The following is a 23,640-nucleotide window of genomic DNA, read 5'->3' as shown; positions in this document are numbered from 1 at the left end:
ACGGCCTCATTTCTCGCTGCCGTCCAGATCAGATGCATCGCTCTCTGGGCTAAAATCTTGTGACGACACTATCTAAGTATTTGCCTGCTTTAGAAAGGGTGTCGAACATACGTCCTCGCGGTTTCCCCTTACCCCAACCCTCTCCCCAAAGGGGCGAGGGAGGGTAAGTACTGTGGGCCAGGTCAGCATAAATGCTGACCTGGCCTCGTGTTAATGTGCGCTTTTCGCCTGAGTCACAATCTCATCAAGGTTTGATGGCATTGGCTCATACGGGCGCTCTTGTGACGTCGGCTTGTCGGTTTTCAGCGACGCCATCGCCGTCTTCACAGAGTAAAACGCCAGCACCACAACCACCACCATAAAGAAGATGGTCAGCCCGGCATCCAGACGGTTGTTAAACACCAACTGGGAGAGCTGTGACTGGGTGTACTGTGCCGGAATAGTACCACTGTCGATCATCGCCTGGAACTTATTGGCGATCGCCAGGAAGCCCACTTTCGCATCCGGGCTAAACGCTTTCTGCCAGCCTGCGGTCAGGGTACAAATCAGCAGCCATGCGGTTGGCAACAGCGCCACCCATGCGTAACGCTGACGCTTCATCTTAAACAGCACAACCGCACAGAGCATCAGCGCCATCCCGGCCAGCATCTGGTTGGCGATACCGAACAGCGGCCAAAGGGTGTTGATGCCGCCCAATGGATCAACCACCCCCTGGTGCAAGAAGTAACCCCACGCCAGCACGCACAGCGCGGTGGCAATCAGGTTTGCGGGTAAAGAGTCGGTGCGTTTCAGGTTCGGTGAAATCACCCCCAGCAGGTCCTGCAGCATAAAGCGCGCCGCGCGGGTACCGGCATCCACCGCCGTCAGAATAAACAGCGCTTCAAACAGAATGGCAAAGTGATACCAGAACGACACATCCATCATGCCGCCAAGCGCGCCATGGAGGATATAGGCCATCCCACTGCCAGCGTCGGCGCACCGCCCGCACGTGAAATGATCGATTGCTCACCCACCTCCGTGGCAATCTGCTTCAACGTGTCCGGCGTAATGCTAAAGCCCCAGCCGCTGACAACCTGAGCAGCAGACGCCACCACATCAGTCGTCCCGGCAGGTGCCAGTACCGCCATCGGGCTGTTCATCGCAAAGTACACGCCCGGGTCGATGATACAGGCCGACACCAGCGCCATAATGGCCACGAACGACTCCATCAGCATACCGCCGTAACCGATAAAGCAGGCCTGGCCTTCATTCGCCAGCATCTTCGGCGTGGTGCCGGAAGAGATCAACGCATGGAAACCCGACACCGCGCCACAGGCGATAGTGATAAACAGGAACGGGAACAGGTTCCCCGTCCAGACCGGCCCAGTGCCATCCACAAACTTGGTCAGCGCAGGCATAGTAAGGGTCGGGCGCATGATCAAAATGCCGATCGCCAGACCAATGATGGTACCGATTTTCAGGAAGGTAGAGAGGTAATCACGCGGAGCCAGCAACAGCCAGACCGGCAATACCGCCGCCACAAAACCATAGCCCACCAGCATCCAGGTCAGTTGTACGCCGGTATAGTCGAAGTACGGGGCCCAAGTCGGACTTTCCGCCACCCAGCCGCCGGAGATAATCGCAAAGATCAGGAAAAACAGGCCAATAACGGAGACTTCGCCAATGCGGCCCGGACGCAGGTAGCGAATATAAATCCCCATGAAAATCGCCAGCGGAATGGTAAAGGCAACGGTGTAGGTGCCCCACGGGCTGTGGGTCAAGGCTTTCACTACGATCATCGCCAGCACCGCGAGAATGATCACCATGATCATAAAGGTCGCCACCAGCGCAATCACCCCGGCCGTTGGCCCCATCTCCTCTTTGACCAGCTCACCCAGCGAGCGGCCATCACGACGGGTAGACACAAACAGCACCATAAAGTCCTGTACCGCCCCTGCCAGCACAACCCCGGCAAGGATCCAGATCATGCCCGGTAAATAGCCCATCTGTGCAGCCAGCACTGGCCCCACCAGCGGCCCCGCTCCGGCAATCGCCGCGAAATGGTGACCGAACAACACTTTTTTGTCGGTCGGAACGTAGTCCAGCCCATCGTTATATTTCACGGCAGGCGTTATGCGAGAGGGGTCGACCGCCAGCACATTTTTGGCGATATACAACCCGTAAAAACGATAGGCAATGAGATAGATACACACTGCCGCGACAACAATCCATAGCGCGTTGATCTGCTCACCGCGATTGAGCGCGATGTAGCCCAGAGCAAACGCCCCGACAACGGAGAGTAATGCCCAGATAAGGTATTTCCCTGAGTTATTCATAGCGATTATCCGTTTACGAAAGAGTAAGATGTTACATTTTGTTTCTAGATCAAAACGCGAAATTTAACAACTTTGAAACGTTGGAAATTCGTTATGAAACCGGGCATTTACATAACAGTGCTACGGGGATCACTTAAGCAGGAAATATGAAAGAAAAAGAGGATGCAGAATGAGATGACAGAGGGATGTGATGGGAAGCCGTTCAACGCTTCCCGGGTGGCGGCGTAACCGCCTTACCCGGGCTACAGGTTGGGTGAGGAGAAAAGACTTACCCGATCACCGCTGTGCTTAATCGGCAGGTACAGCAGCGCCGTCCTTGCTCGTCAAACACCACAATTTCCCAGCTCTGATTTTGACGGCCCAGATGCAGCGACTGACACACGGCGCGCACTTTACCCTGCGACACCGCCCGATGGTGCGTGGCGTTAAGCTCCGTTCCCACCACACACTGCCCGTCGCGGGTCATCATATAACCCGCCATCGACCCCAGCGTTTCCGCCAGCGCGGCGGACGCACCGCCGTGCAGCAGGCCAAAGGGTTGATGCGTGCGGATATCAACCGGCATTTCCGCCTCCAGCACATCATCCCCCAGACGGGTATAGACGATGCCCAGATGCGCCACCATCGTATTGGCACTGGTGGCGTTCAGCTCATCCAGCGTTAAATGACGTTTCCAGATCATCTATGCCCCCAGGGTTGAGCCGCCATCTACCACGATATCCTGTAACGTGATGTGGCTGGCGAGGTCGGATGCAAGGAACAAAATGGTGTTGGCTATCTCGTCCGGTCGGGCAATCTTACCGAGCGGGATACCCAGTTTGAACTGCTCGCCAAACCCGGCAATACGCTTTTGCTCCGCATCATGGCTGGTCCAAAGCGTACGCTGCATGTCCGTATCGGTTGAGCCGGGTGAGACAATATTCGCCCGCACGCCACTTGTCGCGAGCTCTAATCCCACGGTCAACGCCAGGCTTTTCAGCGCCGCTTTCGACGCACCGTAGGCACTCATGCCAATACGCGGTGTATGCGCCGCATCAGAAGCGACGGTGACAATCGCCCCGCCACGCTGCTGGCGAAACTGCGCCATGGTAGCCTGAAACAGATTAAAGGCCCCGCCGACATTCACCGCGAAGGTTTGCTGCCATGCGTCCAGCGACAGGGCGTCCGTTGCCCCCATGTGCAAGATACCCGCCGCGTTCACCAGCACGTCCAGCCGTTCGCTACTCTCCAGCAGGCGAGAGCAAACCTGCGCCACCTGCCCGGCATCGGCAATATCCAGTACCTGGGTGGCAAACGGGTAGCCATCCTGCCCGAACACCCGATCAAAACCGGTAACGCTGGCCCCCGCCTTCACAAACGCCAGCGCGGTGGCATATCCGATGCCCTTTCCGGCCCCGGTCACCCAGACGGTCTTCCCTGAGAAATCCATTAGTTGACCTCGCGGGAGAGCAGGGCCCACCAGGCATCGATGGTCGGGTTTTTCGCCAGCATCACAAAATCAATGTCGCCGTGCACTTTGCGCCAGCGCGCTGCCAGCGCCATCATCCGCACCGAATCCAGGCCATAGTCGATCAGATTTTCATCGTCGTAAGGTTCTTCAGATTCATCCAGCAACGGAAGGATCAGCGCGCGCAATGCCGCTTTACTGGCAGGTACAGGCAGCAGCGCTTCGGTCATAACCACCCGCCCGGAGCGACCCGCCACATATTTCAGCGACATTAAATGCTCTTCACGGCTGAAATCCGCCAGCGCATCGGCGACCATAAACGGTTTGATATCACGCATAAATGCGTCGGTGGCGGTGGTCATGCAGCCAATGTGCGAATAGACGCCGGTGATAATGAGCTGGTTGCGGCCCGTTTCTTTCAGCATCTGTTCCAGCGGCGAGCGGTGGAAGGCGCTGTAACGCCACTTCACCAGCACGGTATCCGCTTCGTCCGGCGCGAGTGCCGCCACAATTTGCTGCTGCTCTGGCGAACGGGTCAGCCCCGGCCCCCACATATCGTTCAGCAGCGCACGGTCTTCATCGCTCTGCTCTTTCGGCTGGGCGGTGTAGTAAACCGGGATATTGTGCTGCTTGCAGTACTGGCGCAGTGCCGCAATATTGGCGATCACCTTTTCCATCATCGGGCAGTTAGCGCCCCAGAACTGGATGAAATATTCCTGCATATCGTGGATCAGCAGCGCAGCGCGATCGGGTTCAAACGCCCATTGCACTTTGTTATCCGGAATATCATTCGCGGTCGGCAGTGCGTAGCCGGTCAGTTTTGGAATTGCCATCTTTTCTCCTCGTTACGCCTGGGCGCGTTCAGCCAGCCACTGGCGTAATTGTTTCTTATCCACTTTGCCTACCGGCGTTAACGGCAGTGCCTCCAGGCACTCCACGCGGTCCGGTAGCTTGAAATCCGCCACACCCTGTTCACGCAGGAAACGGCGAATCTCCACCGCCCGCACCGGCTTTTTCACCACCAGGTACGCGCAGCTTTTCTCGCCAAGCAGGCTGTCTTCCATACTGACCAGCGCGGCGTGGATCACGGCTTCATGGCGCAGCAGCAAGTTTTCGATCTCTTCGGCGGCGATCTTCTCACCACCACGGTTGATCTGATCTTTTTCACGCCCCTGCACGGTGATGTAACCCGCCTCATCGATAGCGATCAGATCGCCGGAGCAGTAGAAGCCATCGGCATCAAAGGCGCTGGCGTTATGATCCGGACTATTGAAATAGCCGCGGAAGGTATAGGGCCCGCGCGTCATCAGGCGGCCCACCTGGCCACGCGGCAGTGGATTGCCGTTTTCATCCGCCACCCAGACTTCGTCATCCGGGCACATCTGACGTCCCTGAGTGTTGAAAATGCGCTCCGGCGTGTCATCCAGCGCCGTGTAGTTCACCAGCCCTTCCGCCATCCCGAAAACCTGCTGCAACTGGCAGCCGATCTCCGCCGGAATGCGCGCGGCAAGCGTCGCGGACAGACGCGCGCCACCGACCTGTAACAGCGCCAGAGTAGAAAGCTGAGCCGTGTCCGCCCCTTCGGCAATCGCCTGTAGCCACAGGCTGACCGCAGGCGGCACCAGCGATGTGACGTTAATGCGATGCTGTGCAATCAGCGGGAAACAGAGCGTTGCGCTGGGGTCATTGGCCAGCACAACGCAGCCACCCGCCAGAAACACACCCAGCGAGCCTGGGGAACTCATCGCATAGTTGTGCGCGGCGGGCAGCGCGTTCAGGTAACGGGTCTCATGCGTAATACCGCAGACTTCATTGCTGCGGCGAATACTGTAGTAGTAATCGTTATGGGTACGCGGGATAAGCTTCGGCGTACCGGTACTGCCGCCGGAAAGCTGGAAGAATGCCACTTCATCGGCGGGCGTCGGCGTGGCGATAAAATTATCCGCCGGACGCTTAATCGCCGCCGCCAGCGCGCGCTCCCCGCCGTCATTTCGCAGCAGCACTTCGCGCACCGAGCCATGCTCAGCGGTGAACGCATCCAGGAAATCGTCACTGGCGAACAGCGCATGGTCGCGATCGGCAATCAACAGCGCCGGTTTGATCTGCGCGGCATAGGCATTGAGCTCCGTACGCTGGTGGCTGAATAAGGCGTTCACCGGTGCGACACCAATTTTGAGCAGCGCAAAAAAGGTAATGTAAAACTCGGCCACATTACCAAGCTGCACCAGCGCCGTTTCACCACGGGCTACCCCTTTCGCCCGCAGCGCGCAGGCCAGGTTATCCGATGCCTGATGCATCTGGTGGAAGGTCAACTCACGCGCGCCGTCAATCACCGCTGTGGCATCGCTTTGCGCATGGCGGGTCAGAATGTCGCTTAATGGCAGATCCTGCCAGTAGCCCTTTTCACGGTAGCGTCTGGCGAATTCATCCGGCCAGCGGGTAAATGGAATGGTCATCATCGCTCCTTAATGCAGGCCAAAAACGTTTAACATGGTGGACAGCTTGACGCCGGTTTCGCGCCATTCTGCAGCGGGCGACGACGCAGGAATAATGCCCGCTCCGGCAAACAGTCGAACGTGGTTCTCATGCAGGCTGGCGCAGCGAATCGCCACCACCCACTCACCGTTGCCTTCGTCATCACACCAGCCGACGATGCCGCCAAACAGTTCACGGTCAAACGGCTCCAGTTCAGCAATCAGCTTTTTCGCTACCTGATGCGGGAAACCGCTCAGTGCAGGCGTGGGATGTAACAAACAGGCGAGCGTGAGGGCGTTTTCGCCAGGCAGCGCGGTGCCTTCAATCGGGGTCGCCAGGTGCCACAGCGTTGGGGTGGTCACCAGCTGTGGGGAATCCGGCAGACTCAGCGCGCGGCTACGTGGCGTCAGCATGGCTTTCATCGCCTGGGTGACCAGCTCATGCTCACGACGATCTTTTTCCGATGCCAGCAGCCTGTTGCCCGCTTCACGATCCAGCATGTCATCCGGCTGGCGACGCGCCGAACCGGCAAGCGGCAGCGAGCTAAAATGCTCGCCCTCTTTGCGCAGCAGCAGTTCCGGACTTGCTCCCAGCAGAACTGCCCCTTCCGCCAGCGGTACATGGAAGTTAAAGCTCGCCGGGTTCTGGGCAATCAGTCGCTCCAGCAGCACGCCGCTGTCCAGATGCCCATCGGCAGCAATATCGATCAGGCGCGAGAGGACAATTTTGTCCACCTCGGGGGTTGCCGTCAGTTCGGCACCGCGGGCAACCATCTCCATAAAGGTGTTTTGTTCCGGGATTTCGGTACGCGACTCTACGCCCGGCGTTGGGTGGCCCGAGAAATAGCGTGAAGAGCGCTGTTTGGCCGGGCGCGAAAAAGTTTGCCAGGTCTTTGGGATAAACAGAGAAGACGGTTGGGTGGTATCAAACGGAATAGCCCCCACCAGCAGAGGTTTCGCAATCCCCTGCGCGCGGGCATCCGCGAACGCCTTCGCAATTTGCTGCTGGAACAGACCGGTGGGATCGTCGCCACCTGCCGCTGGTGCGCTTACGCGCGCAAAACAACCCGATGTGGTGAAACTGCGGAACGGCGACATAAAGAAGAACTGGTCTGACGCCAGGGTTTTCGCAGTCTGCTGAACATCCTCAGCCAGTGACGTATCCATATCATCCTCCAAAAAATGATAAATATATTACGAATGATTATCATTTGAATTTTGGTTCGGTAAGCTAAATGTAATGGCCCTGCATGTCAACCAGAGCACCCATCTCCCCTTGCGACTAACGCTTGCATCCATCACGCGCAATGATGAAAATGAGAAGCATTAACTGCAACAAAAACAGGATGTGACTTCGTGAGACTCCCTTTGCTATGCCGTAATGCCCTTATCATGTTGGGTATTTTCGTTTTCGGACTTTCCGCAGCGACCGCCGCCGACTGGCCCCGCCAGATAACAGATAGCCATGGCAGCCACACGCTCGACCACAAACCGCTACGCATTGTCTCCACCAGCGTGACGCTGACAGGCTCCCTGCTGGCTATCGACGCCCCGGTTATTGCCAGCGGCGCTACCACCCCAAACAACCGATTTGCCGACGATCAGGGCTTTTTGCGCCAGTGGGGCGAGGTGGCCAAAGCGCGCAATGTCGCGCGGATTTATATTGGCGAACCTAACGCCGAAGCCGTTGCCGCCCAAATGCCGGACCTGATTCTGATCAGCGCCACCGGCGGTGATTCTGCGCTGACCCTTTACGACCAACTCTCCACCATCGCGCCGACGTTGATCATCAATTACGACGATAAAAGCTGGCAGGCTCTGCTCACCCAACTGGGCGAAATCACCGGTCAGGAAAAACAGGCTGCGACCCGTATTGCCGAATTCGACAAGCAGATGGCCGATGTCAAAGCGCACATGAAACTGCCACCGCAGCCGGTTAACGCGCTGGTTTATACCCCGGCAGCACACAGTGCGAACCTGTGGACCACCGATTCTGCACAGGGCAAGCTGATGCAAGAGCTGGGATTTACCCTCGCTACGCTGCCGGAGGGTCTGCAAACGCTGCAAAGTCAGGGTAAACGCCATGACATCGTGCAACTCGGTGGCGAGAACCTGGCAGCCGGTCTGAACGGCGAAGCACTGTTCCTGTTCGCCAGCGATCAGAAAGATGCTGACGCGCTGAATGCCAACCCGCTCCTTGCCCATCTGAGCGCGGTGCAAAATAAGCGTGTTTATGCGCTGGGCGCGGAAACCTTCCGTCTCGATTACTACAGCGCAACGCGAGTATTAGAACGACTGACCGCGCTATTTGGCTAAAACGCTTTCCCGGCTGGCGCGTCGCGTAGCCGGGATAAAACACTTGCGCCGCCATCCGGGAAAAACCTGTCGGGTGGCGCTTCGCTTACCCGACCTACCGTGCGTAGCCCGGATCAGGCGCTTGCGCCGCCATCCGGGAAAAACCTGTCGGGTGGCGCTTCGCTTACCCGACCTACCGTTGCGTAGCCCGGATCAGGCGCTTGCGCCGCCATCCGGGGCAACCACCGGCGTCTGACGGAATCTGCGCAGCTCGCTCAACGTCAGCACCAGCATCACGCCGACAATCGCCAGTACAAAGCCGCTACTGCTCGCCGAGGCGGCGGGCGTCATAATGACCCCAAGCCCACCCAGTAACGCCGCGCCAATCGCATCGCCCGTGACGTTTTGTGCCGTCCACAGGCCGTTGATACGCCCCAGCATCGCCTCCGGCGTTTGCGTTTGAATCAGTGTGTATTGCAGCAGTGAGCTGATCGCGCTCAGCCAGCCAAACACGGCCAGAAACGCTGCGCCCAACACCCAGTACGGCATCAGGCTAAATAAACCAATAGCGACAAACGCCCCCACGCTGCTGCACAACATCAACAGACCTGGACGCGGATGCTGCGCCAGCCGCCCGCTGGTTAATGCCCCTGTTGCCGCACCAAGGGGGATGGCCGCATACAGCACGCCAATTTGCGCCGCCGAAATATGCCACTCAACGGCCAGTGCGGGGTAAAGCACACGCACGGCGCTAGCCATGGTCAACAAGCCCCCCAGCAGAGCAATACCGCCAATCAGCGGGCTGTTGAACAAAAAGCGAATCCCCGTCACCAGCGAAGACAGCGGATGTTCACGCGGCTGTGGTGGCGGCGGCAATACAGGCAAACTGAGTAACGGTAGCAGGGTGATAAAGGTTCCTGCCGCCGCCAGCCCGTAGTTCCAGGCCACGCCGCCAGTCGCCAGCAGCAGGCCACCGCACATCGGGGAAATCACCGAGCCCAGGCGCACCGTCAGCATGGTGATCGCCCCGGCCTGCATTAAATTTTCACGCCCGACCAGCGCCGGAGTTGCCGCCAGCAGCGCAGTCACACCTAATGACGCGAAGAAGCCATCCCATAAACCGAGTAAATAAATCGCCAGCAGGGACGGCTCCGGCAGCAGCGCGTTAAGCCACAGGCCAATAAAGCCAATACCACAGGTCCCACGCGCCAGCAGAATCAATTTTTTGCGTTCGTAACGGTCGGCCAGCACGCCGCCGGTCATCAGACCCACAAACATCGCGCTACCAGTCAGGGTCACGGAGAGCCCCACCTGCCAGCTTGAACCGGTCATCGCCTGAATCTGTACCGGCACGGCCACGCCCAGCAAACCCAGCGATAAAATGGAGATAAAACGGGCAAAAAACACGGCGCGAAAGGCCGGATGCGTTTTCAAAAGGCTTACATTCAGCAGCCGGGATTGTTGGTTCATTACAACGCCTTAAGGCAATCTTTTTTTATCCATTCCAGGGCTTGCATGGTAACATAATCAAACAAGATCGATAACGATAATTACTATCATTATCAAGTCAGGAATGTTTATGTCGTTTCCTCGTTCCTCGAGGCGTGTTTTCACGCTCCTCGGGCTATTGATACTGCTTATTGTGGCAATGGCGCTCAGTATGCTGATCGGTGCAAAAGCGATGCCCGCCAGCGTGATCGTTGATGCGCTGACCGGCACCTGCCAGAGCGCAGACTGCACCATTATTCGCGACGCACGCTTGCCACGCACGCTGGCCGGATTACTCGCAGGCGGCGCACTGGGTCTCGCAGGCGCGCTGATGCAAACCCTCACCCGCAACCCGCTGGCCGACCCGGGCCTGCTGGGCGTGAATGCCGGGGCCAGCTTTGCGATCGTCCTCGGGGCTGCCCTTTTTGGCGCCGCCTCCCCCATCGAACAGCTGTCGCTGGCCTTTTGCGGCGCGCTGGCTGCCTCGCTGATTGTGGCCTTTACCGGCAGCCAGGGCGGCGGACAGCTTAGCCCGGTGCGCCTGACGCTGGCGGGCGTGGCGCTGGCCGCCGTGCTCGAAGGGCTTTCCAGCGGCATATCGCTGCTCAATGCTGATGTCTACGATCAGCTGCGCTTCTGGCAGGCCGGGTCGCTGGATATCCGAACCCTGCAAACGCTGAAAATTGTCCTGCTACCGGTGCTGCTGGCCGCAAGCGTAGCGCTGATGTCCAGCCGGGCGCTGAACAGCCTCAATCTGGGCAGCGATACCGCCACCGCGCTCGGCAGCAAAGTGGCACGCACCCAGCTTTTAGGTCTGTTGGCCATCACCGTCCTTTGCGGTAGCGCAACGGCAGTCGTCGGCCCCATCGCCTTTATCGGGCTGATGATGCCGCACCTTTCGCGCTGGCTGGTGGGGGCCGATCACCGCTGGTCGCTGCCGGTCACCCTTATCGCCACCCCTGCCCTACTTCTGTTTGCCGATATCATTGGCCGCCTGCTGGTGCCGGGCGAACTGCGCGTCTCGGTTGTCAGCGCCTTTATTGGCGCGCCAGTCCTGATTATCCTGGTTCGCCGCGTGCGTGGAGGTGGCCTGTGATCGCCCCGTCCCGTCGTCTGATAATCAGCTGCCTGCTGATGCTGCTCGCCAGCCTGGCCTTTGCGCTTTGGGGTCTGCGCAGCGGTGCGGTTATGCTCGATAGCAGTCAGGTCATTAATGCGCTCACGGGAAATGCACCGCGCGCCATGCAGCTCGTCGTCACCGAGTGGCGACTGCCCCGCGTGCTGATGGCGCTGTTGATTGGTGCCGCGCTGGGCGTCAGCGGGGCTATCTTCCAGTCGCTGATGCGAAACCCGTTGGGCAGCCCGGATGTAATGGGCTTTAACACGGGGGCATGGAGCGGCGTGCTGGTGGCGATGGTGCTCTTTGGTCAGCATCTGACGCCCATTGCGCTGGCCGCGATGGCTGGCGGGATTTTGACCTCGTTCATCGTCTGGGCGCTGGCATGGCGCAACGGCATTGAGACCTTCCGCCTGATTATCGTCGGCATTGGCGTGCGGGCGATGCTGATGGCTTTCAATACCTGGCTGATTTTACAGGCCTCGCTGGAAACATCGCTCACCGCCGGGCTGTGGAATGCGGGGTCGCTCAACGGCCTGACCTGGGCGAAAACCTTCCCGTCCGCGCCGTTTATTCTGCTGATGTTTATCGGCGCGACGCTGCTCTCCCGGCGCATGAAATTGCTGGAGATGGGCGATGACAGCGCCTGTGCTCTTGGGGTGAGCGTCGAACGTTCACGCCTGCTGCTGATGCTGGTCGCCGTGGTGCTGACCGCCTGCGCCACCGCGCTTGCCGGGCCTATCTCGTTTATCGCACTTGTTGCGCCACATATTGCCCGGCGCGTTAGCGCCACCGCACGCTGGGGCCTGACACAATCGGCGCTTTGTGGCGCCCTGCTTCTGCTGGCGGCGGACATCTGCGCCCAGCGGCTGTTTATCCCTTATCAGTTGCCGGTGGGTGTTGTCACCGTCAGCATCGGCGGTATCTACCTTATCGCCTTGTTAATTCAGGAGTCCCGCAAAAAATGATCGATACTCAGGCCCGTTTGCGAGGCGAACAACTAACCCTGGGCTACGGTAAAAAAGTGGTCGCCAAAGACCTGAGCGTCGCGATCCCCGATGGCCACTTCACGGCGATCATTGGGCCAAACGGCTGCGGGAAATCGACGCTGCTGCGTACCCTGAGCCGACTGATGACGCCAGAGAAAGGTCACGTGTATCTGGACGGCGAGCAGATCCAGCGTTTCGCCAGCAAAGAGGTGGCGCGTCGCGTCGGTCTGCTGGCTCAAAACGCCACCACTCCGGGCGATATCACCGTTCAGGAGCTGGTCGCCCGTGGGCGTTATCCGCACCAGCCGCTGTTTACCCGTTGGCGTCAGGAAGATGAGCAGGCGGTCACCCGCGCGATGCGTGCTACTGGGGTAGATACGCTGGCATTGCAGAGTGTGGATACACTGTCAGGCGGGCAGCGTCAGCGGGCGTGGATAGCGATGGTGCTGGCACAGGAAACCTCGATCATGCTGCTTGATGAGCCGACCACCTGGCTCGATATCAGCTACCAGATTGACCTGCTGGAGTTGCTGAGCGAGTTAAACCGCGAGCAGGGGTATACGCTGGCGGCGGTGCTGCATGATTTGAATCAGGCCTGTCGCTATGCCACCCATTTGATTGCCCTGCGAGACGGCAAGATTGTGGCGCAAGGCGCACCGAAAGAGATTGTGACCGCCGAGCTTATCGAAGCAGTATACGGTTTGCGCTGTATGATTATTGAAGACCCCATCGCCGGCACGCCGCTGGTGGTGCCGCTGGGACGCCGGACGGTCTGATGCAGTCCCGGATGCGAATAAGCTTGTAGCCCCGGCAAGCGTCAGCGCCACCGGAGAATGTCCCGGATGCGGATAAGCTTGTAGCCCCGGTAAGCGCGAGCGCCACCGGGGACATTCCCTCTGAAACTACCCCAACAGCTCGCGCAATACCGGGCCAATCGCTTCAAACGCCTGCGGTGAAATGATATCCACGTGGGCGCAATCCTGGCGATAAACCTCCAGCTCATTCACCCACGGTGCCCAGGCTTCTTGCGGATCCATCCCCGGCGTCAGCGTGCGTTCGGCGACAAACAGCGTCGCTTTACCGTCAAACTTCGCGCTATGGGCCGTGGTCAGCAGGCGCACCGCATCGCCATAGTTGCCTTCAATGGCGGCAAACAGCGCTGTCGATGTCTGCCCTTTTTGCGCTGCCAGGAAGGCCTGACGCTCGCGCTCGATTTCCGCCAACACTTCCGGGTCCAGCCCGTTGGCCTCTTTCTCCGCCCAGTTCTGCGTCTCCGGCGGCCAGGTATCCAGCAGCCCTAAGAAGGCCACCGTTTCCCCGCGCGCGCTCAGCCGGGCAGCAATCCCCTGCGCCAGCGTTCCACCCAGCGAGTAGCCGAACAGGTGATAAGGCCCGTGCGGTTGCTGCGCCAGCAGAGTCGCAAGATGGTGTTCGCACACCTCATCCAGCGTGGCGGCCTGCTGCATCGGCCCCTGTGGACGCGGTGACTGAATGCCCATAATCCCCCAGCGCGGCGAGAGATAGCGCGCCAGCACGCTGAACTGCCAGGCAAAACCGGAAGCCGGATGGAAACAGAACAGCACGGGACCGTCGCCGTCACGCAGTGGCAGCAGGGTTTCCAGCCCGAGCTGGCTATTAGCCTGCGTCTGCGTCAGCAAGGCCGCCAGTTTCTCAACCGTGGAGGCCACCATAATCTGCCCCGGCGTTACCGGGCGTGCAAACGCCTCACTCAGCTGTGCAGCCAGGCGCATTGCCAGCAAAGAGTGACCGCCAAGAGCAAAGAAATCGGCCTGCGCGTGTTGAACTTCGCAACCGAGCAGCACGGAAAAGGCCTGCGCGACCTGCGTTTCCACTCCCGGATGCGGCGGCCGACCGACCTGCTCACGCGCGGGTTCAGGCAGCGGCAACGCTTTTCTGTCGAGCTTGCCGTTGGCGCTAAGCGGAAGCTCGCTCAATTGCAACAGCACCACCGGCACCATGTGCGGCGATAGCTGCGCGCTGAGTTGCTCGCGTAACGCGCTGAGATCCAGCGGCAGGCCGCTCTCTGACACCACATAACCCACCAGTTGGCGCGCATCGCCATTACCTGCCGCCGCCTGATTGAGCACACAGGCATGCGCAACGCCCTGCGCGACATCCACCAGCGTCTGCAGCGCTTTGTCTATTTCGCCCAGCTCAATACGTTGGCCGCGAATCTTGAGCTGATCGTCGCTGCGACCCAAATATTCCACCGCGCCGTTATCCAGCCACTGCGCCACATCGCCGGTGCGATACATTCGCTCGCCGGGGGCAAACGGGTCGGCGATAAAGCGGCTGGCGGTAAGATCCGGTCGTCCCAGATACCCTTGCGCCAGTTGAATGCCGGTCAGATACAGATCCCCTGCAACACCTGGCGGTACCGGCTGCATCATGCTGTCCAGAATGCGCAGCCCGGTATTCCAGACCGGATAGCCAATCGGCACGCTGTTGTCCTTCACCGCCGCCAGCTCATCGCCAAAGGCCGGATACCAGCTCACGTCGACGGCGGCCTCGGTAGGCCCGTAAAGGTTATGCAAAGGTGCGCCGGTCAGTTGTTCCCACTCGCGGCACAGGGCTGCCGGAAGCGCTTCTCCGCTACAAAACACCTTGTTTAACGTGCGGCAGCTTTCCTGCGCAGTCTGTGGCGTGAGTGAGGTGACAAACGCCGCCAGCATGGACGGGACAAAGTGCGTGGTGGTCACGCCAAAGTGGGCGAAAAAGCGCTGTAACGCCTGCGGGTCGCGGTGTGCATCCGGCTCCGCCATCATCAGTTTTGCCCCGGCGATAAACGGCCACCAGAACTCCCACACCGAGACATCAAAACTGCACGGCGTTTTTTGTGCCACCACGTCCTGCGCGTTCAACGGATACTGATTTTGCATCCACAGCAGGCGGTTCACGATCGCGGTCTGCCCAACCATCACTCCTTTTGGCCGCCCGGTAGATCCCGAAGTAAAGATGATGTAGGCAGTGTGTTCCGGGCGGGACAGCACCAGGGGCTCACCGCCGGTCACCGCCAGCGGTGCGGTATAGCAAAGGTGAGTCAGACCAGGCAGTTCGCTAAAACGCGCAAGCTGGTCATCAGAGGTGATCAGCAGCCGCGGCTGAGCATCTTCCAGCATCATGTGCAGCCGCTCATCCGGATACCCGGTATCGAGCGGCAGCCAGGCAGCACCGGCTTCGACAATGGCATGCAGCGCCAGCGCCAGGAACACGGAGCGCGGTAGCGCAACGGCAACGCTGTCACCAGGCTTCACACCACGTTCACGCAGAAGCTGCGCCAGCGCCACCACCTGCTCACGCATTTCACGGTAGCTAAACTGCCAGTGCGCATCGGCCAGCGCAGGGGCGTCCGGCGTACGCGCCGCCTGCTCTGCCACCAGTTGGCTCAGCGTTGCGGACGGCAACATCATGCCGGTATCGTTTATTTTTTCGATTCTCTGCCACTCATCGGTGGTGATCAGCTGTGCCTCACCGCAGCGCAGCGTCGGATCCGCGGCAAACTGGCTCAGCAGGCTGTGCAAACGTGCGATATGGTTATTGAGCACGCTTTCATCGTAGCGGCTGCGGTTAGCCAGCACTTCCAGCGTCAGACCGCCCTCTTCATCCGGGAAGAGCGCGATCTCCAGATCGTTGACCGGTCCCGTCGCCAGGGTGTGAGTTTGCCCGGCAATCCCGTCAACATCAAGCAAGTAATCGAACATTTTGACGTTAAAGACCGGGCCAAAGAGCGGCTCATCTCCGGCTGCGCGTCCGGCGTCACGCAGGATTTGCTCGGCATCGTAGCGCTGATGGCGGCGCATCTTTTTCAGTTGCCCGGCAAGCGCAGTAGCCAGTTCCGCCAGGGTTTGCGTCTCGTCAATGTGCACGCCCAGCGGCAGCACATTGAGCACTGGCCCGGTCGCGGTCAGCGCCGCCGAGCCCATGCGGCGCATAAAAATAAATCCGGCAGCATAGTCGGGCCGCCCACAGAGTCGGCCTAACCACAACGCCACCAGCGCTAACGCCAGATCGGCTGACTGGCACAGGCTCGCCGCCTGGGTCAGGCGGCGGAATGCGGCACTGTCCAGAGACATTTTCAGGCGCAGGATATCGGTCGTTGCCGCCCGGCCCGGTAGTGGCGCAGGTGAAAGGGAAACCGGCGCGGGCAGCGTGCGTTTTTGCTCTGCCCAGAAGGCTTTATCGCGCTGCCAGGCGTCGCTCTCCCGATAGCGCTGATATTCATCCACCACCTCGGCAAACGGCGTAAACGGCGTGGGCGGAATGGCGTTACCCGCGCGCAATGCGCGGTAAATAGCGGCAATCTGGCGGGTAATGGCCGGGAAACTAAAGCCATCTACCAGCAAATGGTGATAACGCTGATACCAGAACCAGCGGTGGTTATCGACCTGAATAAGTACATGGCAGAACAGCGGTTTGCCGCTGTCCACGCGCAGATTCTGCGCGAGATCGGCCTGCATCAGCGCCAGCGCGGCGGCGTGTGGTTCGGCGTGATGGCGAACATCAACGCGCTGCGGAAGGGCAAACACACCGTCATCGTCCAGCAGTTGCCAGACATCACCGTTATCTTCCGTAAAGCGCATACGTAGGGTGTCGGCCTGCGCCAGACCTTCTGTGATGGCCTGCGCCAGCAGTTGCGCGTCCAGTTCGCCGTCCAGCTCAACATAGTGGGCCACGCTCCAGGCGTTGGGCAACGTCGAGAGTTTTTCTGCCATCCAGATCCCCGGCTGCGCGGCCACGAGGGGTAAACGTGTGGTCATTCGCGTCTCCTTAGCTGGCGTGGTGCGCAGGGGTTAAATTTTGCCAGTTGGCCTTGAGCCACGCGTTGCAGGCATCCTGCGAGGAGGGCTCGAACACCACGCGCCATCCTTGCGGTAACGCACACTGCTGCGGCCACAGACTGAACTGCAGCTGCACGTTTTGCAGAATAAAAAATTGCCCCTGCTGATTATCGAAGGGGTTGCTGAATTCCATACCTGGCTCCTGTCGTAAATTGCGCTTACTGCGTAGCGCGAGTCAGGGGCTGCCAGAGGGTAATAAGCCCTGCGGTCAGCCCGCCGCGCCAGCAAAGCGCATCATGTCCGCCGTCAACCTGACGCCAGAAAACCGTCTGCTGTGTGTGCTGTAATTGGGCATAAAGGGCCTGATTGGCCCGAAAAATAATCGGCTCACGCACGCCGGCTTCCAGAACAATGCGCAGACCCTGCGCCGATAGCTCGCCGCGTTTGAGTTGTTCGATAAGAAGGCCGTCCTGCTGTCCGCCGCGATTCGGCCACCAGTAGGAACCCGACTGGCTCAGCACGCAGCCAAAACGCTTCGGCCAGTTCAGCCCGGCATACAGCGATGACAGGCCGCCAAAACTCTGCCCAGCCACGACCGTACGGGCCGCATCGTCGCTAAAGGGGGTCGTCGCCTGTACCTGCACTAACAGCTCCTGCTGAACCGCCAGCCAGAAATCAGGGTTACAGGGCAGCTCCTGGCTACGGTGGGCGGTATCGATCACATCGATCAGCACATAAACCGCAGGGGGCAATAACCCCTGTGCGGTGAGGGCGGCCAGCGCGGGCCAGACAGGCATGCTTTCGGCCCAAAACTGGCCATCAAGCAGTATCGCCAGCGGGCGCTCAGCGCTGTGATCATCGCCGGTGGTGTACACCCACACGCGGCGATGGTTATTCAGTCGCTGGCTATGCCATTGCATCACCTTCGGCGGGGTGTAGGCAGAATCGGGCAGATCCCAGCCTGCCTGATGCGGCGCACCGGGCATCGCCAGCGGCGAAACGGGGTGGCCTCGACCGCCACGCCAGGAGTGGGTATTGAGTGGATCGGCAATAGCGCGCGGTAGCAGCTTGCGCCAGCCTTCGCGCAATGCCGCGCGGTCCGGTGGTGTCTGGGCAAAAACCTGTGGAGAGAAGTCGTCAGCCTGGTCGGAGGGAATCAGGCAGTAGCTCCCGCGCCAGCCGGCTTCCAGATGTGTTTGCCAGCACCAGACATCCGTTCCGGGAATGCGCGCCAGCGATTGTGGCGTTGATTGCTGATGGTGGTCAGTGACGCCAGTGATATAAATCCAGACATGGTGAATGTCGGAAGTCGTTTCTGTGCCTGCCGGGTCACGCCACCAGAAGGTAACGTGATAATTTCCCTCGTTATCCAGACGCCACTCCGGCCCCTCTTTTGCCTTCCACCAGGCCTCGCTCCCCGCTGTCGACGTCAACGTCATAACCTCATTTTAATCGTGGAAACTTTTGCTTGCAGATCAAAAAATATTGATAATATTATTGATAACTATTTGCGTTTGCAATAGCGTATTGTCCGCGCTTTCGCGAGCGCGTCTTTCATTCTAACAGTGCCAGCGTTTGCGGATTTTCTCAGGACGAACCCTCTTCGCATCTGCATGGCAACAGCATGCCGTATTCCTTACCTATTGGGAAAAAGGATCTACCGGGAATGCGGCGATAAAAGCAGGAAAAACAATGAAAAACAACATTCGTTCCCTGACCTTATTGGTCAATTTGGGGATTTACGGCGTTGCTTTGCCCGCTTTCGCGGCAGAGACTACTACCAACGACACAGCCAGTAATGATGACACTATTGTTGTTAGCGCAGCGCAGCAAAATTTGCAGGCGCCAGGGGTTTCAACCATCACTGCTGATGAGATCCGTAAAAACCCACCCGCACGCGACGTTTCTGAAATTATCCGCACCATGCCCGGCGTTAACCTGACGGGTAACTCCACCAGTGGTCAACGTGGTAACAACCGTCAGATCGATATCCGTGGTATGGGTCCGGAAAACACCCTGATCCTGGTCGACGGTAAACCGGTCACCAGCCGCAACTCTGTTCGTCAGGGCTGGCGTGGCGAGCGTGATACCCGTGGCGATACCAGTTGGGTACCGGCAGACATGATCGAGCGCATCGAGGTCATTCGTGGCCCGGCAGCGGCGCGTTATGGCAACGGTGCCGCGGGCGGTGTGGTGAATATCATCACCAAAAAATCGACCGATCAGGCATGGCACGGTTCATGGAATAGCTATTTCAATGCGCCAGAGCATAAAGACGAAGGCGCGACCAAGCGTACCGACTTTAGCCTGAGCGGCCCGCTGGGTGGCGATGTCAGCTTCCGTCTGTATGGCAACCTGAGTAAAACCCAGGCCGATGCTTACGACATCAACCAGGATCACCAGTCTGAACGTACCGGTATCTACTCCAACACTATGGCCGCAGGGCGCGAAGGTGTGGAAAACAAAGATATTAACGGCGTCGTGCGTTGGGATTTCGCACCGCGACAGGCGCTGGAGTTCCAGGCCGGTTACAGCCGCCAGGGGAACCTGTACGCAGGCGACACCCAGAACACCAACAACGACAGCAGCACCAACAACTTCGTGAAGGAAAACTACGGCAAAGAGACCAACCGTCTCTATCGCCAGAACTATTCCGTCAACTGGACCGGTGCCTGGGATAACGGTGTGACTACCAATAACTGGGCGCAGTATGAGCACACCCGCAACTCCCGTCTCGGCGAAGGGCTGGCAGGGGGGCTGGAAGGCCTGTTCAACAGCGACAAGTTCTCTGATATCGATCTGGCTGACGTGATGCTGCACAGCGAAGTGAGCGTGCCGTTTGATCTGCTGATCAACCAGAACCTGACCGTGGGTACCGAATGGAACCAGCAGCGCATGAAGGACATGGCGTCCAATACTCAGGCACTGCAGGGTGGCCCGATTACCGGTTTCAACAGCACGGGTCGTAGCCCGTACTCCAGCGCGGAAATCTTCTCTGTCTTCGCCGAAGACAACATGGAAGTGACCGACACCACTATGCTGACGCCGGGTCTGCGTTTCGATCACCACACCGTGGTCGGCAACAATTGGAGCCCGTCGCTGAACCTGTCACAGGGCCTGGGCGATGACTTTACCCTGAAAATGGGTATTGCCCGTGCGTATAAAGCACCAAGCCTGTACCAGACAAACCCAAACTACATTCTGTACAGTAAAGGTCAGGGCTGCTACGCCAGCGGCACTGGCGTGGGCTGCTACATGATGGGTAACGACGACCTGAAAGCAGAAACCAGCATCAACAAAGAGATTGGTCTGGAGTTCAAGCATGAAGGTTGGCTGGCTGGGGTGACCTGGTTCCGCAACGACTACCGCAACAAGATTGAAGCAGGCTATTCACCGCTGAGCCAGACCTCTGTCGGCACCACTAAGACTGACCTGTATCAGTGGGAAAACGTGCCTAAAGCAGTCGTAGAAGGTCTGGAAGGGACGCTGAACATTCCGGTAACCGACGCGGTTACCCTGAGCAACAACGTCACTTACATGCTGCAAAGTAAGAACAAAACAACCGGCGAACGTCTGTCGATCATTCCTGAATATACCCTCAACTCCACGCTGAGCTGGCAGGTTGTGCAGGATGTTTCCGTACAGTCGACCTTCACCTGGTACGGCAAACAAGAGCCGAAGAAATATGACTACCAGGGTAACCCGGTTACCGGTTCTGCGAAGGACGAAGTCAGCCCTTACAGCATCGTTGGCCTGAGCGGGACCTGGGATGTGAACAAATACGTGAGCCTGACCGCTGGTGTCGACAACGTGTTTGATAAACGTCACTGGCGTATGGGTAACGCGCAGAGCACCGGCGGCACCACCGGCTGGATGTACGGCGCAGGCGCCAATACGTACAACGAGTCTGGTCGTACGTGGTACATGGGTATTAACACCCACTTCTAAGCACCAGCCTTCCCTCTCCCTGTGGGGAGAGGGTGGGCGTGAGGCGAAATATGCACACCGTTCACTCCACGCTACCCCTCAATTCTCACCCACTTCACATCATCAGCTTTGATCCTGCGACCTTCGCGGAGCAAGACCTTTTGTGGCTGCCCCACCATGCTGACGTTGCGCACACCGGACGCAAGCGTAAAAGCGAACATCTGGCCGGGCGAATTGCTGCCATACATGCCCTGCGCGAACACGGTCATCAGGCCGTACCCGGTATCGCCCCTGGCGGTGAACCACTTTGGCCCGCCGGGCTCTACGGTAGCATCAGCCATAACGGACAGACCGCCATCGCCGTTGTCGCGCCTTATCGCGTCGGCGTTGACGTCGAAGCAATTTTCACTCCCTCGCTCAGCGAAGCGCTCGCCGAAAGCATCGTGAATGCCGAAGAATACGCGCTGCTACAGCAAAACCCACTGCCTTTTGCGCTTGGGCTAACGCTTGCATTTTCAGCAAAAGAGAGCCTTTTCAAAGCGTTTTCCTCCGTTGCCCTTCCCTTCCCTGGCTTTCACAGCGCAAAGCTTATAGCGCTCAACGCCCGATCGCTCACCCTGCGTATCAATGCGCAATTTAGTCGACAACATGCAGGTATATGTGTCGATGTTGCATGGATTGCAGATGCGGACCAGGTCACTACCCTGGTGAGCGATATCCCCTCAGGATCGTGATCCTTTTCTCCTTTTAAGAAATTTGCTGCACAAACCGTAGACAGTTTGTCATTGCCGTTTTATCGTTAACTTGAATAATAAATCATTATTGAATATATATTCAATGTGGAGAAGAAGATGAAAACGACCCTACTGAAATCTGCTGTACTGGCTTCCCTGATCGCCGCTTCCGGCTCGCTGTTTGCCGCGGACAACGGACTGATCGCCATTATCACCCCCTCACACGACAATCCGTTCTTTAAAGCGGAAGCGGACGGTGCGGCGGCTAAAGCCAAAGAACTTGGCTATACCACCCTCGTGGCTTCCCATGACGATGACGTAAACAAACAAAACCAGCTGATCGAAACGGCGATTGCCCGTAAAGCCAAGGCGATCATCCTCGATAACGCCGGGGCAGACTCCACCGTCGGTCCGCTAGAAAAAGCCAAAGCCGCGGGCGTACCGGCTTTCCTGATTGACCGGGAAATAAACAAAACCGGCGTTGCCGTCGCGCAAATTGTCTCTAACAACTACCAGGGCGCTCAGCTCGGCGCGCAAAAATTCGCCAAACTGCTGGACGGCAAAGGCAAGTATGTCGAACTGTTAGGCCGTCAGTCCGACACCAACGCCAGCGTCCGCTCTCAGGGCTACCACGATGTGCTGGATGATTTCCCGGACATGAAGATGGTGGCACAGCAGACCGCAAACTGGAGCCAGACCGAAGCCTTCACCCGTATGGAAGCCATTTTACAAACCAACCCGGACATCGTGGGCGTTATCTCTGGTAACGACACCATGGCGCTTGGTGCAGAAGCCGCGCTGAAAGCCGCCGGGAAAACCAACGTCATCGTAGTTGGCTTTGACGGCAGCGATTACGTGCGTGATTCCATCATCAACAAAGGCAACATCAAAGCGACCGTCCTGCAGCCTGGCTGGCAGCAAGCACAAATGGCCGTCGAACAGGCCGATCACTTCCTGAAAAATGGCAAAGCTCAGAAAGAAGAGAAACAGCTGATGGACTGCATGCTGATCGACGAAAGCAACGCCAGCAAACTGAAAATGTTCAACCTGAGCAAGTAAGAGCGGAGATGTTATATCGTTAAAACAATGGGGTGCTGCATTCATAGGGTGCACCACCCTGTTGCTGACGGCCTGCACGGTGGTGGATCTGGATACAAACGGCAAGCCGATATTGCCTGTCGATCCGAATGCGAAAGCCAGCTTCGATAACATGACCCCACAGCAGATCGCGCAACAAACATGGCAAGAACGCGTCATCGACGCCGCCCACAAGCATGCGTTGGATGCAACCGCACTCACCACACAACTGAAGGCAACAAGCGACAAACCACACAGCGTGTTCGTTCACCTGACAAGCCAGGTGGAACGTGTCGATGTCAGTAATGAACGAGAACAAAAACTGGTCATGACGTTTAACGGTCAACCGCTGGAAGTCCAGACGGGGCCGGTTATCCAGGGCAACGCCATTCGCGACGCCACGGGCTTTAAATTTGAAGACTTCACTAACCAGGTTCAGTTTGCGCAGTTATCGCGGGCCTACAACCGCGAAACGATAAAGCACTTACCCAAAATTGACGACAACTGGGTGGGCAAACAGGCCACCGTACTCATGGCCGTCACAATTAATGGCGGTAAGGCAACCGATGCTGCAGCACTGGAGTTGAAACAGGAGGCACAGTAATGAGCGATGTACCTGTGGATGACATTATTCTGCGAACGCGCGGCATATCGATGCTCTTTCCCGGCACCATCGCGCTGGACAACGTGGACTACAACGTCTGGCGCGGCAAAGTGAATGTGATCATCGGCGAGAATGGCGCAGGGAAATCCACCCTGATGAAAATTCTCGCGGGCGTGCAACAACCGAGTCTCGGTGAAATCGAGCTGAACGGTAAAACGGTACAGATTTCCAGCACCCGCGCCGCTGCCGCACTCGGTATTGGCATGGTGCACCAGGAACTGAACCTGTTTGAAAACCTTAGATAGTGTCGTCACGAGGATAAAAATCATTGATAATAGGGCCTTCTAATCAGAAGGCCCTATTATCATGACTAT

General features: G+C 58.2%; 17 protein-coding genes and 2 pseudogenes. 9 read left to right on the top strand and 10 right to left on the bottom strand.

The features are described 5' to 3' along the window. Window positions 1-210: 210 nt before the first annotated feature. The 6 genes and pseudogenes from cstA to entC form a co-directional block, all read right to left on the bottom strand. Window positions 211-2,315, bottom strand: a pseudogene (gene cstA / locus ACSZPU_RS12060) (pyruvate/proton symporter CstA). Window positions 2,316-2,583: 268 nt separating this feature from the next. Beyond that, window positions 2,584-2,997, bottom strand: coding sequence for a proofreading thioesterase EntH (gene entH, locus ACSZPU_RS12055; RefSeq protein WP_498998932.1), 414 nt, complete (start codon window positions 2,995-2,997; stop codon window positions 2,584-2,586). Beyond that, window positions 2,998-3,744 carry a 2,3-dihydro-2,3-dihydroxybenzoate dehydrogenase EntA gene (gene entA / locus ACSZPU_RS12050; RefSeq protein ID WP_498998930.1) on the bottom strand — a complete coding sequence of 249 codons (747 nt, stop codon included), beginning with the start codon at window positions 3,742-3,744 and terminating at the stop codon, window positions 2,998-3,000. It lies immediately after the preceding gene. After that, window positions 3,744-4,595: an isochorismatase gene (locus ACSZPU_RS12045; protein ID WP_498998928.1), complete on the bottom strand. Its 852-nt coding sequence runs from the start codon at window positions 4,593-4,595 to the stop codon at window positions 3,744-3,746. Before ACSZPU_RS12045 ends, entA begins: the two co-directional genes overlap by 1 nt. 12 nt (window positions 4,596-4,607) lie before the next feature. Beyond that, window positions 4,608-6,218: a (2,3-dihydroxybenzoyl)adenylate synthase EntE gene (gene entE, locus ACSZPU_RS12040; protein WP_498998939.1), complete on the bottom strand. Its 1,611-nt coding sequence runs from the start codon at window positions 6,216-6,218 to the stop codon at window positions 4,608-4,610. 9 nt (window positions 6,219-6,227) lie between these two features. After that, a complete protein-coding gene (entC, locus tag ACSZPU_RS12035; protein WP_498998926.1) occupies window positions 6,228-7,403 on the bottom strand; it encodes an isochorismate synthase EntC in 1,176 nt (391 codons plus the stop codon). Window positions 7,404-7,628: 225 nt separating this feature from the next. On the opposite strand from entC, the gene fepB reads away from it, so the two are divergent. Then, a complete protein-coding gene (gene fepB / locus ACSZPU_RS12030; RefSeq protein WP_498998923.1) occupies window positions 7,629-8,552 on the top strand; it encodes a Fe2+-enterobactin ABC transporter substrate-binding protein in 924 nt (307 codons plus the stop codon). 192 nt (window positions 8,553-8,744) lie between these two features. On the opposite strand, the gene entS is transcribed toward fepB, so the two are convergent. Next, complete coding sequence (gene entS, locus ACSZPU_RS12025) at window positions 8,745-10,001, bottom strand: enterobactin transporter EntS (protein WP_498998921.1); 1,257 nt, start codon at window positions 9,999-10,001, stop codon at window positions 8,745-8,747. 109 nt (window positions 10,002-10,110) lie between these two features. Between entS and fepD the strand changes: the two genes are divergently transcribed. From fepD to fepC, 3 genes are read left to right on the top strand one after another with little or no spacing between them, the layout of a single operon-like run. Continuing rightward, window positions 10,111-11,115: a Fe(3+)-siderophore ABC transporter permease gene (gene fepD, locus ACSZPU_RS12020; RefSeq protein WP_498998919.1), complete on the top strand. Its 1,005-nt coding sequence runs from the start codon at window positions 10,111-10,113 to the stop codon at window positions 11,113-11,115. 38 nt (window positions 11,116-11,153) lie between these two features. After that, on the top strand, window positions 11,154-12,104 hold the full coding sequence (fepG, locus tag ACSZPU_RS12015) for an iron-enterobactin ABC transporter permease (RefSeq protein WP_498998936.1): 951 nt from the start codon (window positions 11,154-11,156) through the stop codon (window positions 12,102-12,104). Beyond that, entirely contained in the window at window positions 12,101-12,901 is an 801-nt protein-coding gene (fepC, locus tag ACSZPU_RS12010; RefSeq protein WP_498998916.1) for an iron-enterobactin ABC transporter ATP-binding protein, read from the top strand. The genes fepG and fepC overlap by 4 nt, the downstream gene beginning before the upstream one ends. 126 nt (window positions 12,902-13,027) lie before the next feature. Here fepC and entF read toward each other — a convergent pair whose 3' ends face one another. Genes entF through fes form a run of 3 tightly spaced genes read right to left on the bottom strand, consistent with a single transcriptional unit; the run spans window position 13,028 to window position 18,363 of the window. Beyond that, the gene (gene entF / locus ACSZPU_RS12005; protein ID WP_498998915.1) at window positions 13,028-16,903 is read right to left on the bottom strand and encodes an enterobactin non-ribosomal peptide synthetase EntF; all 3,876 of its coding nucleotides are present in this window, start codon (window positions 16,901-16,903) and stop codon (window positions 13,028-13,030) included. A gap of 10 nt (window positions 16,904-16,913) precedes the next feature. Continuing rightward, a complete protein-coding gene (locus ACSZPU_RS12000) occupies window positions 16,914-17,117 on the bottom strand; it encodes an MbtH family protein (RefSeq protein WP_498998913.1) in 204 nt (67 codons plus the stop codon). Window positions 17,118-17,142: 25 nt separating this feature from the next. Beyond that, complete coding sequence (gene fes / locus ACSZPU_RS11995) at window positions 17,143-18,363, bottom strand: enterochelin esterase (protein ID WP_498998911.1); 1,221 nt, start codon at window positions 18,361-18,363, stop codon at window positions 17,143-17,145. Between the two features lie 253 nt (window positions 18,364-18,616). Here fes and ACSZPU_RS11990 point away from each other — a divergent pair, with 253 nt between their 5' ends. The 5 genes and pseudogenes from ACSZPU_RS11990 to ACSZPU_RS11970 all read left to right on the top strand — a co-directional run. Beyond that, complete coding sequence (locus tag ACSZPU_RS11990; RefSeq protein ID WP_498998909.1) at window positions 18,617-20,872, top strand: TonB-dependent siderophore receptor; 2,256 nt, start codon at window positions 18,617-18,619, stop codon at window positions 20,870-20,872. Window positions 20,873-20,922: 50 nt separating this feature from the next. Then, window positions 20,923-21,585, top strand: coding sequence for an enterobactin synthase subunit EntD (entD, locus tag ACSZPU_RS11985; protein ID WP_498998906.1), 663 nt, complete (start codon window positions 20,923-20,925; stop codon window positions 21,583-21,585). A 117-nt stretch (window positions 21,586-21,702) separates the two neighbouring features. Beyond that, window positions 21,703-22,644, top strand: a complete 942-nt coding sequence (locus ACSZPU_RS11980; protein WP_498998904.1) for a D-ribose ABC transporter substrate-binding protein — start codon at window positions 21,703-21,705, stop codon at window positions 22,642-22,644. A 13-nt stretch (window positions 22,645-22,657) separates the two neighbouring features. After that, on the top strand, window positions 22,658-23,266 hold the full coding sequence (locus ACSZPU_RS11975; RefSeq protein WP_498998934.1) for a DUF2291 family protein: 609 nt from the start codon (window positions 22,658-22,660) through the stop codon (window positions 23,264-23,266). Then, window positions 23,266-23,565 (top strand): annotated as a pseudogene (locus tag ACSZPU_RS11970) (ATP-binding cassette domain-containing protein); the annotation flags it as partial. The gene ACSZPU_RS11975 and the pseudogene ACSZPU_RS11970, both read left to right, overlap by 1 nt. Between the last annotated feature and the right edge of the window lie 75 nt (window positions 23,566-23,640).

The sequence above is a fragment of the Phytobacter sp. V69 genome (assembly GCF_965644215.1).
GTDB lineage: Bacteria > Pseudomonadota > Gammaproteobacteria > Enterobacterales > Enterobacteriaceae > Phytobacter.
This window is presented reverse-complemented; position numbering and strand designations above follow the sequence as displayed.